Source organism: Rhizobium sp. SEMIA 4085 (assembly GCF_013004495.1).
Lineage (GTDB): Bacteria > Pseudomonadota > Alphaproteobacteria > Rhizobiales > Rhizobiaceae > Rhizobium > Rhizobium gallicum.
Window position 1 is genome coordinate 1 of record NZ_JABEPH010000187.1, and the last position, 11,626, is coordinate 11,626.

The following is an 11,626-nucleotide window of genomic DNA, read 5'->3' on the forward strand; positions in this document are numbered from 1 at the left end:
GAGCCGCACGGCGGACTCGACGAGAGTGTCGAGGACGGTTTGGAGGTCGAAGGCGGACCGGCTGATGACTTTGAGAACATCCGCTGTTGCGGTCTGCTGCTGTAGTGACTCTTTCAGCTGGAGGTTGCGTAGCTCCAGATCGGTGAACAGCCGAACATTCTCGATCGCTATCCCTGCCTGATCGGCGAAGGTGTTAAGGAGCTCAACTTGCCGATCGGGGAAGAGTCCGGGCCGGTTTCGTGCCACAACAATCGTTCCGATCGGACTACTGTTGCGTATGATCGGTACCGCCACCAGGCTTCGGTAGTTTGCGGACTGGGCGCCAAGCGTCGTGTGAGCCTGATACTCAGGATCGACTAGCCGGTCCGCTATCTGTTCCACCGACCGACTAAGGATCGAGCGTCCGGCGGCACTGCCTCGATTGGGCGGGGCCGGAAACAGAGCGCGGACCGCTTCGACGCCTTCCGGCTCCAGCCGGTGATATGCCACAAAGTGGAGCAGTTCCCCATCGTAACGGAACACGTGGCAAAATTGCGCGCTGCAAAGCCGGGCTGCATGGAGGGCGATCGTGTCGAACACAGGCTGCACGTCCGTCGGCGAGGTCGAGATGGCGCGAAGAATTTCGCTTGTTGCCGTCTGCTGCTCGAGAGCCTCTGTTATTTCTTTATTGTGCGCCTGCGCCTCCTCGAAAAGGCGGACGTTCTCGATGGCGATCACCGCCTGATCGGCGAATGTTTGCAGCAGCTCGACCTGCCGCTCTGGAAAGAACCCGACTGCGCGTCGAGTAACGGCGATTGAGCCGATCGGACGACCTTTCCGCACGAGCGGCACGGCAATGGCGCTGCGGTAGGACATGATTGTCGCCAGCGAGAGCATCCGATAATCGGGGTCGGCAAACACGTCGGGAATCTGCGCGATGGCACCGCTGATAAAGGCTCGCCCCGTGGCATTGCCTCTATTTGGACGCTGCGGAAAATTCGCACGTACCGCTTCGATCCCGTCGCGCGAAACGCCGTGATAGGCAACGGGGTGCAGGAGTTCTCCGTCGAAGCGAAATACGAAGCAGAATTCTGCCCCGCACAGCCGCGCTGCGTTTTCTGCTATCGCATCGAAGACCGGCTGCACGTCGTTGGGTGAGGTCGAAATGACGCGCAGGATCTCGCTTGTTGCCGTCTGCTGTTCCAGGACCTCGCCAAGCTCCCGCTCCAACAGTTCGATCCGACGACTGAGACTGACGCTCATTTTCTCCACGTTGCGCCCCCCTGCAGCGCACGTCAGGTGACCTATTTAGGCGGCGAGCTCTCCCTGTCGACCGTTCGGGCGCGCCATACCTCAATGCCTTGGCCGGTGACGGCAGAACAAGAAGAATACGCTATCCGACCACTTGTGGCGAGGATTAGCTGATGCTTATTAAGCAGGCGGCAGGTAGCCTCGCCGCAATAAAGGGGTTCCTAGAATCCGCTAAGGGCGAGGGATGAACAAATGCTATTGGCCTTGGTTCAGGGGCCCTCTTGGCGAATGCTTCTAGGGTGTCGCTTCCGGCCGTTGCGCACGAACTACGCTCGATAATGCAATACTTGTCATACAGCTGGAAGTAGATTTTAGCGCTGAGCGAAAGGTCATCGCTGAGCAAAGCTGAAGTGACGCTCATCGCGCGTCTTTAGGGGTTGGGAGGATGGGTATCGTAGGATGATGACAAATGAACCCGAACTCAGGCGGGCCGAAGTTCTCGCCCGGCGTCGACGACGATCGCGTCAGCGTATCTGTTGGCGCCAATATGCTGGGTTTTGCGCCAGGTCCTTCTTCTTCTCGAGCGCGGTTCAGCGGCGATCCGGCGGCGGGCACGCGCCAAGGTGCGCAAACCCGTCCGGCTGCGTCGGTATAGGCCCGCGACAACAGCTCGGGAACCACTGATCGACGGTGGGCTGTGCCTCAGCCCTTGCGTCCTCCTTTGACAGCGCCTTCGGCTGGCGGCATCCATCGCGGCGGCTCGCCGGCCTCCAGAAATTATTCCGCCAAAAACTCAAGGCAGATCATGATTTTTGGGGAGAGCCATAGAGTTGAACTTAACCTATATAAATAATAGCTATTTATTGGGCGTTCATGCTTTCGGCGCTATTTGCATGGATAAAAGAAAGCAGCGCGGGATCTGCGGGACGATCGAAAATGCTGACCAAAAAGGGAAAATACGGATTGAAGGCACTGGTTGATCTGGCGCGTCTGGCGCCGGGAGAAACCGCCTTCATCAACGATGTCGCCGCACGCAACAATATCCCGAAGAAGTTCCTCGATACGATCCTGCTGGAGCTGCGCAATGTCGGCATCCTTCGCTCCAAGAAGGGGCCGGGCGGCGGCTATTCGCTGTCGCGGCCGGCGTCGGAGATCCGCATCGGCCATGTCATCCGCACGCTTGACGGGCCGCTCGCTCCCATTCGCTGCGCAAGCCGCACGGCTTATGAAGCCTGCGACGACTGTTCGGATCCGGAAACCTGTCATGTGCGCCGGTCGATGACCGAAGTGCGGGATGCGATCGCCGATATCCTCGACAACATGACGCTCGAGCAATTCGTCAAAAAGGGCGGCAAGCTCAGCGATGGAGACGACGAGACGTCGCCGGTTTTCGCGGCGGGCTGATCTAGTAGCGATCCTTACGCAAATGCTGGGCGGCGCGCTGATGAAGAACATCGGCGGATGTTCTCAGCGCGCGGATGCGGGCGTTGCGCCAATGCCGGTCGAGATTGAGGCCGATACTCGCGGTGTTTTCCCCCATCAGTTCGAAAATAAGGCCCGAGGCATCTATGGCGAGCTTACTTGCGACGGCGCGCGCCGCAGTCGCGGAGAAATAGGCATCTTCGGCCGCCGGGCCGCTCATATTGATCTGCGCGATGTCGAGCTTGCGGCCCGCCCTTTCCAGAAGCGCGGCTACCGTCTCTATGCCGATCGCAAGCTTGCCAACGTCGTTTGCCTGTGCGCCACCCGCATCGGCGGAAAGAACCGCACGCGCGATCCCGAGATCGACGGCGGCATGCAGCAATTCGCCGATCGCCGATGGCGCCTGCGCGACAAGCGCGACTGCATCCGCGTTGACATGCAAGTCGCTGGCTGCGATGGCGGCTGTGCCGTTGGTGCGCTGGCCAAGGCCATCCCAATCATCGACAAGTTGAAGGCCTTCGCTGTCGCAGGGCAGGTAAAGCGCCGTCTGATCGTGTCCGACCACGATCCAATCGGCAAAGAGCACCGCCGGCGAAGACCTGCTGCGGCCATTCAGTCGATACCCGAGACCGCGGGAACTGACTGCCGCAGCATCCGCAAAAGTGGCCGCGGCAAAACGATCGCCGGCAAGTGCTCGCGCAAAGAGGGCGCGCTGCAGCTCTTCGCCAGCCTTTTGCCGAAGTCCGGACAGCACTGTAAAGTGGACTTCGAGAAACTCGCCGAGCGAAGGATCGCCCTCAGCGATGATCGCAACGATTTCGGCGAGCAGCGAATTGGTACCGTCCAGTCCTTCATATTCGGGCGGAACGGTGATCGCGCCGAGGCCGGATTGCGAGAGGGCGTCGATTTCCTGATAGGGTAGGATGCGATTGATGTCGCGCTCGCTCGACTGCCGCTGAAAGGCGGCGGCAAGGGCGCGCGCTGTGCTGATCGCCTCTTCCTCGCTTCCGATGCGCTGTGCGACCGGTCGCGCCCGGTCGTGAAATTGCGATACGGTTCCCATCGATCGTACTCTTGTTCGATGATGATAGGAGTGATGGATCACAACCGGGATGATAAGGCCGGTTTTTCTACAAAGTCAGTATGGTTTGAATTTTCTTACCATCTTGATAGAGATGTCCATGCCTGACTATCCCACAAACATTTCACTTCTCGACGGCGCCGCTTTCAGTCAGGCACAGGATTGATTATGGCTCATCCATTGAAGATGACCAAGGGGTTCCCATGATACTATCGTCCGCCCGGCAACGCCTTCAGCTCGATCCCGGCGACAGGCCGATCTATGCCGTCGGCGACATCCATGGGCGGCATGATCTGCTGCAGATGGCCGAACATACCATCGTCAAGGATGCAGCACGCTTGCCCGGCCGCAAGCTCATCATCATGCTTGGCGATTACATCGACCGCGGCCCTTCATCTGCGCAGGTGATTTCGCATCTGATGGGGCCAGTGCCGGAAGGTTTCGACCGGATCTGCCTGACTGGCAACCACGAAATCATGATGCTCGACTATATCGACGGGAAGATTTCGTTTTCCGAATGGATGCGCATGGGCGCCGATTCGCTGCTACGCTCCTATGGTCTCGACGCCGAGCATCTGCCGCTCATCTTTCCGACGGCTTCCAAGCTTGACGGCTTCATCCGCCAATCGCTGCCGCGCCAGCATATCGATTTCCTGCGGGCGCTGCCGATCCTCGTCGATACGCCGGACGTTTTGTTCGTCCATGCCGGCATCGACCCAAATGTTACGATCGACAAGCAGAGCGACGACGACCTCGTCTTCATCCGCGAGCGGTTCCTCGACAGCGGCATCGCGCTGCCGAAGCTTGTCGTTCATGGCCATACGCCCTGCAGCGAGCCGGACGTCCAGCCGCGGCGGCTCACCCTGGATACGCGGGCCTTCAAGAGCGGGAGGCTGACCGTCGCCCGCCTGTGGCAGGGTCGGGTTCACCTCTTCTCCACCTGATCAAGCTTCGGCAGACTGCCGCTTCGGGGGAATTTCCTCCGTGTAGTAGCTGACATATTTGTGGTGGTAGCGCTCCGTTGCGCCGAAGTTGCTGAATTTGCCGAGTTCGGTCATATCCGTCTTGTTGAGGATGACGCCGAGGATCTTCTGCTTGATCTGCGGTTCGGCATTCACAATATCGCGGACCATGCTGGTCGGCGTCTGGCCCCATTCCGTCACGAACAGGAAGCCATCGACCTGGGGCGCGAAGGCCTTTGCGTCGATGACCGGGCCGAGCGGTGCAAGGTCGACGACGATGTAGTCGAACATCTTGCGGGCATGTTCCATCAAGTTGAACATGCCCTGCGAGGCAAGAAGCTCGCTGGTGTGCATCAGGTTGTCGTTCGAAACGACCGGCAGGATCGCAAGCTTGGTGCGGCTGTCCACCCTGACTGCGCTTGCCCACGGTACTTCGCCAAGCACTGCTTCGACCAGACCATGCTGCGGCGGGGTCTTCAGCATGCGCGTCAGGCCCGGGTTGCGAAGGTCCGCATCGATCAGCAACGTGCGCTTGCCGCTGGAGGCAAGCAGTGCTGCGAAGTTCGCCGCGGTCGTCGACTTACCTTCGCCGGGGAGGGCGGAGACGACACCGATGACGCGGTCGCTCTTGCCCTGGAACATGACGTCGCTTGCAAGCTTGGCGTTACGTAGCGTTTCGGCAAAGACCGAGCGGGGCGCTTCGAGAACGATACGCATGATGCGCTCGAAACTCGCGCCGTCTTCTGGCACTTCTTGGGTCTCGGGTAGCGGGGTCTTGCGCGGTTGGAAGACCTTGCGCTCCTTCGGCAATTTGCCGACCAGCGGCAGATAGCCGAGGAACTTCAGGCCCAGGATGGAGCGAACGTCACCCTCGACGCGGAAGAAGCGCTCGCGGAATTCCTGGAATGCCGTCAACGCGCCGCCAGCCATCAGGCCGAGGACGATCGCCAGACCGAGCGTCATCGTCTTCTTGGGGCTCGACGGTGACGTCGGGATACCGGCTTCGGAAATCACACGCGCCTTGGCGATCGGGAAGGACTGTTGCTGTGCTGCCTCCTCGTAACGGCCGAGATAGGCTTCATAAAGCGTCTTCAGCGCGGTTGCCCGCTGTTCGAGGTCGTTGAGCTTGACGATCGACTTGTCGGATTCGGAGTTCTTTCCGGTCAGATGCCGGATGTTTTCCTGCAGCGACTCCTGACGCGATTTCGCAACCTCGAACTCATTGCGGTAGCTGGAGGTAAGCTGCTGGAGTTCTTGGAAGATCTGACGCGTCAGGTCTTCCTTTTCCGTGCGCAGCTGCACCGCCTGCGGATGGTCCGCGCCGAAATTGGTGGTGATCTCCTGCTCGCGGCGGGTAACCCCGATATAACGTGTGCGCAGGTCCTGGATCACGGAATTGTCGGTCTGGCCGGAGGAAATTGCGGCGTTGTTGACCGCACCTTCCGGACCCTGATCGACAATCGACTTGAACTGGTTGTAACGCGCCGAGGCGCTGGCCGCATCAGCCTGCGCGACGATGAGCTGCTTGTTGAGGTCGGCAAGCTGCTGCTCGGACATCAGTTCGCCGTTTGCCGAGGTCAGGCCATTTTCGGTCTTGAACTTTGCGACTTCGAGCGCAGCCTGCTGCGAACGGTCGCGCAGGTCGGCCAGACGTTCCTGCAACCAGACGGAGGCGCGCTCGGTTGCGTCGAAATTCGCGTTGAGCTGGTCGCTCAGATAGGCGTCGGCATAGGCCTTCGTGACCCTTGCCGCCAACATCTTGTCCGTCGAGCGGAAGGCGACGGCGATCACAGAACTGCGGGAAACGCGTTCCACGGCCAGCGCCTGCTGCAGCTTGGCCGCGGCCTTCTGCCGGCGGCCATTGCGGGCATTCTCCTCCGAGGTCGGCGGGCCCCCCGGTGTCAGGGCGCTGACAATGAGGTTCACACCGGATTTCACCAGTTCAAAGGCCCCCTGGCCAGGATCGAGGATGGTACCGTTCTCGGAGAGGTTTTGAGCATCGACGACGCTCAGTGCCAACTCGTTCGACTTCAGAATCTCGACGGCGCTCGCGATCTGCATATCCACCTGCTGGGCACTGGCGGCAGGCGCCTCATCCTCGGCATATTTGGTCATGCTGTCATCGAGCAGGATCTGCGTCATCGATGTGTAGACGGGCGTCGAAAGGATCAGATAGGTGGCAGCAAGCGCCACGAACGCGACGACGCAAAGCGCGATCGAACCGGCGCGTCGAAACAGGATCGCAATCAGCCGATCGATATCGATGAAGCTGTCGGAATCGTCGGACGCTTTCGGTACCGTGCTGTGCAGGGTCAGGTTTCGTTGGTTCATGAGGTCATCCTTTGGGCGAGCGCGGCGCGCCGCCGAACGTTGGAATGTCTGTCTTGAGGCCGGCGAGATTGCGCAATGCCGCGGCCAATCTGTTGATGCGGACAGCGATCGGCATCTTGAGGTGGCGCAGCGCGATCGGATCGCTCCATGCCGCCTTGATCGTGCCGGAGATCGATCTGTTCTTCATGCTGTCGACAAGGAGAAGGAACGATCTCGCCTGCTGCAGGCTGCGTGTCCGGAATTTCTGCGCGGAGGAGGCCTCCACATCGAGCGTATGCTTGTCAAGGAAGACCCTGTCTCCCTCCAACATCGCCTCGATATGCCTAAGTTCCAGCACCCGGGAGATGGAACCCTCGCGGATATTGTAGTCATAGCCGGCAACGGGCTCGACCACGCAGCGCGCGCCAAGCGCCAGTGCGGAGGCGAGGAATACATAGTCCTCGCCGATCCGCAGATTTTCGTCGAAGCGCAATGTGTGCTGCTCGATGAAGGCTCGTTCGAAAACAGGCTTGAGATAGCCAAAATTATGCGTCGTCTGGAAAAGCGCATTGGAGCGAATGAAATCGGCCAGCGTCAGTTCCGGCATGGCTGCCAGCGCGCTCTCGGAAAACATGGTTTCCGGCAGCGTGCCATCGGCGCGGATCACCCGCAGATTGTCGACTGCGATCTGCGCGCCCGCTTTTTCGGCGCGGGCAATCAGCCTGGCCAGCCGCCCCGGTTCGATCGCATCGTCGGAATCGAGTACGGCAAGCCACCGGCCCGTTGCTGCGGCAATGGCTGCGTTGCGCGCTGCAGCCGGTCCGCCGTTCGTTTCGAGCGCGAGCAGACGGACATTCCTGTGCGAATAGCTGCTGGCCACCTCGCGCGTGTCATCGCCCGAGCAATCGTCTGCAACAATGACCTCGACGGTCACGCCGGTCTGCGCGAGCGCGCTTTCGATCGCCTTCGAAAGCGTTTCGGCCGCGTTATATGCAGCCATGATGAAGCTGATGTCGGGCAGCTCTTTCGTCATGCAGTCCCCTCTGCTGCGCCATATTGGCGTATCTCGCGCACGCCGAGCAGGCCGCTGACGACGCCGAGATGCATCGTGCCGCGAAGTGCATAGCGATAGCGTGGAACGGGCACCAGGATGCAGACGAGCGCCACGCCGAGGCAATAACCGGCCTTGGCGGTGGCAAGTCCGATCTGTTTCAGGCGGTTGAGACCCTGATACCTCTCCTGCAATAGACGTCCATGCGTCTGGCCGAAACGGAAACGGCGTTTCACGAGCCATGAAAGCTCCGCCCGTTTTTCCGGCACCGCCTCATAGACCTGCGCTTCGGGAGCATAGGCGATGCGTCCTCCGTCCCGGTGCATATGGCTGAAGAATTCGGTGTCTTCGCCGCCCGTCTTTCCAAGGGCCAGGTTGAAGCGGCGGCCCTTCACATGTTCGGAGCCGAGACGCAGCAGCACGTTGCAGGTGTAGCCCGTGCGGATTTCCTCGCCCACCCAGACCGGCAGCGTCGAATGAAAATCACCTTCGCGCATCCAGGCAGGAGCGGTCGATGCATAGACACTGCGGACCGGGCCGAGGATCGCATCGGCGCCGGTCTTTTCCGCCGCATTCATAAGTTCCACCAGCCAGTTTTCTGAGGCATCCTCGTCGTCGTCGATGAAGGCCAGGAAATCGCCCCTGGCATTTTCGAGGCATGCGTTGCGGGCAATCGAGATGTTGGATGCAGGGCAATGCACATAGGCGATCTCGTGCGGGATCGTCGAGCGGAGCGCGTCGACGCGTTCCTGCGCGCTCGCCGTCACATCGTTGTCGGCAACGATGATGCGCAGGGTGACGTTTTCGGGAACCGCAAGCACGCCAAGCGAAAGCAGCGCCTCATTCAACGAGGCGCGGCGATAGGTGCAAACGCCGATATCGATCTGCATGCGTTGGTCCTTCATCAAGACGCCTTGCGGTTGCGGAAGCTCAGAAGCTCCATCCAGAAACCGGCCGACCAGGCGAAATGCATCACCATGGCCGACAGCGCGGCAAGCGGCCCGTATGGATTGCGCTGGCCGACTGCCATCCAGAAGCCGTAGCCGACGCAGGCGACGGCCCAGAGGCTAAACGGAATGACCGCAATCCAGCTCAGCACGGCCAGAAACGCGCCGATAAAGACCGGAACCACCGCAAGCGGCAGCATCTGGCGAAGGTTCGGCATGCTGCCGTGCTTCAGGATGTTCTTCGCACGGCCCCGGCCGTAGCCGAGATATTGCCGGAAAAGCGTTCCAACGGTTGATCTTGGATAATAGATCATCCGTGTCTTGTCTGTCATCCAGATGCCAAAGCCCGCCTTTTTAAGACGGTAATCCAATTCCGCGTCCTCATTATGGCTGAACGTTTCATCGTAGCCTCCGACGGTCTCGAAGGCGGCGACGCGCATCAGCGCATGGTGGCCGTGATCGGTCCAATGGCCCTTGGCTCCCTCGCGATGCTTCGAGCCGCCATTGCCGAGTTTGGAGTTCTGCGCGAAAGCAGTGGCCTTCTGGAACATCCCGAATCCGATCGTCTCCATGGCGACGACGACCGAATCCGCCTGAGTAAGCTCGGCCTCTTCGACGAGCCTCTGGCAGTAATCCGCCGGATAGTCGCCGTGGGCGTCGATCCGGATCAGGTATTCATAATCGCGGCCGAAGGTCTTGACCGCGAGATTGATGGCTGCGCTCTGAATGCGGCGGGGATTGTCGAGCAGGATGACACGCGGGTCGGTCTCGCTGATACGGCCGACGATCTCACGCGTGCCGTCGGTGCTTCCGCCGTCTGCGACGACGATGCGGGCGTTCAACTGATCAAGCGCCGGGCCGAGCTTTTCGATCAGGGGTTTGATGTGCTTTGCCTCGTTCAGGCAAGGAATGATGATGAGGCTGGCGACGCTGGAAGAAACGTCAGTCTTCATTGCAGTCGACCCTTCTGGAACTGCGGTTGCGGGGTTAGAGGCACCGGCGGCGGCGGACGGTACAAGGCGGGACAGATTGTCGACCAAGGCGCGGCAATCGCTGCAGTCGGCGAGCCAGCTCTTCCGATCCTCGGCGGCGACTGCCGCAGCGAGTGTGCCGTAACGTTCACCGGTCAGGCCGTCGAAAAGCGCTTCGAGGCTTTCGACAGAGGCGTCGTGCAGCGTCAGGCCGATATCCTTGCGGGAGAGGAAGCGAGCCGTCTCGGTGCCTGCGAGCGCAATGGGGACGCTGCCATGGAGGCAACCTTCATAGATCCGGTTGGGAAGCAGCCAGCTGGAATTGAGGCCCTCCTCGAAGAAGTCGATCGCCCAGGAGAAGTGGACGTCGCCGTAGATCGCCGGCAGGTCTTCCGGGTTCTTATACGGTCCCTCGAAACTCAGGTAGGGCTCATTGGCGACGAAGGCGTCGAAATCCTCGAATTCGGAATAGGCCGGCCGGCCACGCAGCACGATGCGGACACGGCCGTTCATCCGGCTGGAGAAATCGGCAAGCAGTTGCAACGACTTGCGACAGCGAAGCGCACCGAACCAGCCAATCTTCCAGGGCTCGCCCTCGTTCGGCGGCAAGCGGAGCGGGGTTGCTTCGGGCATGCCGTTCAACGCGAGCACCTTGTTCTCGACAAGCATGATAGGCGCCTTGAGAGCCGAGCGCGGAACGAAGTAGTTCGCGATAAAGGCGGGCGAACTCGTCAGGATCAGTTTCGCATCTCGCCCGAAATAGGCTTCGGCACGGCGCACAGCCCTGCCGGCTATGCCGTCATTCACGAGAAAGCGATGGATATCGAGGCATTCGTAGACGATCGGCACGCCGCCGAAGAGGTGGCTGGCTCGTTCGGCGACTGCCAGCGATTCCAGATTGCGCCCGATGATCACGTCCGGCCGTTCAACACCATTCAGCAGGCCCCGCAGGCCAGCGACCGCCTTTGCGACAGCGCCCATGCGCTGGCCGAACTTGGCATCGGCGGTCCGGCCAAGTTCGATCGGCGTGAGACCGTTGACGGCGGCAAGCGCGTTCTCGCCGCGCCGGAAGCCGGAAAGCGTCACCGAGGCGCCGCCTTCTGTCAACATCAGCACGCGGCGGCGCACGGCAGGATCGGCCAGATCATGCGCCAGATAGAGGACTTTTAGCATCAATACTCCTTGCGCTATCCCGGATGTCACCGGAGTCCGTTTCGGGTGTGCTGTGTAGAAGGCTTAATTGAGCGTGCAGGCGATCGAATCCTTGAACTGGCATTTGTCACCTGGCGCCGTGTAGGCCACTCTATCGATTTCCATCGTCGTGGGTTGGGTGTAGGCGAATTTGCCCATCCAGTCTGAAAGTTTATCCGTTCCCCAGAGGCTGAAGAAGATTTTCTGCGCGTTCTGAGGAATCTTGGACGGGTCTGTAACGTCCTGGACAAGCTTGCCGTTCAGGTAATAGCGAAGCCTGGTCGGCTCCCAGACGAATGCATAGTCATTGAAGGCCTGATCGGCGCCTTGGTCGACGGGCACGAGCTTTTCGTTACCACCCTTGGCCTTGATGTATTGGTTCACCTGGACACTCGACGTGTCTTTGCCGAGTACCTCGAAGTCGATTTCGTCATGCTGCTGCTTATCGGCAGGGCCGATAT

Annotated in this window: 9 protein-coding genes and 1 pseudogene; 2 read left to right on the forward strand and 8 right to left on the reverse strand. The window is 60.2% G+C overall.

Annotated elements, in window-relative coordinates:
- Positions 1–1,242 (reverse strand): GAF domain-containing protein (locus C9413_RS18655; RefSeq protein ID WP_210263545.1); only part of this gene is annotated, 1,242 nt, incomplete at its 3' end.
- A gap of 924 nt (positions 1,243–2,166) precedes the next feature.
- On the opposite strand from C9413_RS18655, the gene C9413_RS18660 reads away from it, so the two are divergent.
- Positions 2,167–2,634, forward strand: coding sequence for an Rrf2 family transcriptional regulator (locus C9413_RS18660; RefSeq protein ID WP_039845747.1), 468 nt, complete (start codon positions 2,167–2,169; stop codon positions 2,632–2,634).
- Between the two features lies 1 nt (position 2,635).
- Here the strand turns inward: C9413_RS18660 and C9413_RS18665 are convergent, their stop codons facing one another.
- Complete coding sequence (locus C9413_RS18665) at positions 2,636–3,715, reverse strand: acyl-CoA dehydrogenase family protein (protein ID WP_170250746.1); 1,080 nt, start codon at positions 3,713–3,715, stop codon at positions 2,636–2,638.
- Between the two features lie 221 nt (positions 3,716–3,936).
- Here C9413_RS18665 and C9413_RS18670 point away from each other — a divergent pair, with 221 nt between their 5' ends.
- The gene (locus C9413_RS18670) at positions 3,937–4,677 is read left to right on the forward strand and encodes a metallophosphoesterase family protein (RefSeq protein ID WP_170250747.1); all 741 of its coding nucleotides are present in this window, start codon (positions 3,937–3,939) and stop codon (positions 4,675–4,677) included.
- Here C9413_RS18670 and C9413_RS18675 read toward each other — a convergent pair whose 3' ends face one another.
- The 6 genes and pseudogenes from C9413_RS18675 to C9413_RS18700 form a co-directional block, all read right to left on the reverse strand.
- Complete coding sequence (locus C9413_RS18675; protein WP_039845745.1) at positions 4,678–7,026, reverse strand: polysaccharide biosynthesis tyrosine autokinase; 2,349 nt, start codon at positions 7,024–7,026, stop codon at positions 4,678–4,680. It lies immediately after the preceding gene.
- 4 nt (positions 7,027–7,030) lie between these two features.
- On the reverse strand, positions 7,031–8,038 hold the full coding sequence (locus C9413_RS18680) for a glycosyltransferase family 2 protein (RefSeq protein WP_039845744.1): 1,008 nt from the start codon (positions 8,036–8,038) through the stop codon (positions 7,031–7,033).
- On the reverse strand, positions 8,035–8,961 hold the full coding sequence (locus C9413_RS18685; RefSeq protein ID WP_039845743.1) for a glycosyltransferase family 2 protein: 927 nt from the start codon (positions 8,959–8,961) through the stop codon (positions 8,035–8,037). Before C9413_RS18685 ends, C9413_RS18680 begins: the two co-directional genes overlap by 4 nt.
- A complete protein-coding gene (locus tag C9413_RS18690; RefSeq protein ID WP_063856003.1) occupies positions 8,961–9,956 on the reverse strand; it encodes a glycosyltransferase family 2 protein in 996 nt (331 codons plus the stop codon). The genes C9413_RS18685 and C9413_RS18690 overlap by 1 nt, the downstream gene beginning before the upstream one ends.
- A 42-nt stretch (positions 9,957–9,998) precedes the next feature.
- Positions 9,999–11,147, reverse strand: a pseudogene (locus C9413_RS34520) (glycosyltransferase); the annotation flags it as partial.
- 63 nt (positions 11,148–11,210) lie between these two features.
- On the reverse strand, positions 11,211–11,626 hold a 416-nt coding region (locus C9413_RS18700; RefSeq protein ID WP_170250748.1), incomplete at its 5' end, for a family 16 glycosylhydrolase.

Coding starts and splice junctions, on each gene's coding strand:
- C9413_RS18665 (WP_170250746.1), bottom strand. CDS start 3,715: ATGGGAACCGTATCGCAATTTCACGACCGGGCGCGACCGGTCGCACAG.
- C9413_RS18685 (WP_039845743.1), bottom strand. CDS start 8,961: ATGAAGGACCAACGCATGCAGATCGATATCGGCGTTTGCACCTATCGC.
- C9413_RS18690 (WP_063856003.1), bottom strand. CDS start 9,956: ATGAAGACTGACGTTTCTTCCAGCGTCGCCAGCCTCATCATCATTCCT.
- C9413_RS18675 (WP_039845745.1), bottom strand. CDS start 7,026: ATGAACCAACGAAACCTGACCCTGCACAGCACGGTACCGAAAGCGTCC.
- C9413_RS18670 (WP_170250747.1), top strand. CDS start 3,937: ATGATACTATCGTCCGCCCGGCAACGCCTTCAGCTCGATCCCGGCGAC.
- C9413_RS18680 (WP_039845744.1), bottom strand. CDS start 8,038: ATGACGAAAGAGCTGCCCGACATCAGCTTCATCATGGCTGCATATAAC.
- C9413_RS18660 (WP_039845747.1), top strand. CDS start 2,167: ATGCTGACCAAAAAGGGAAAATACGGATTGAAGGCACTGGTTGATCTG.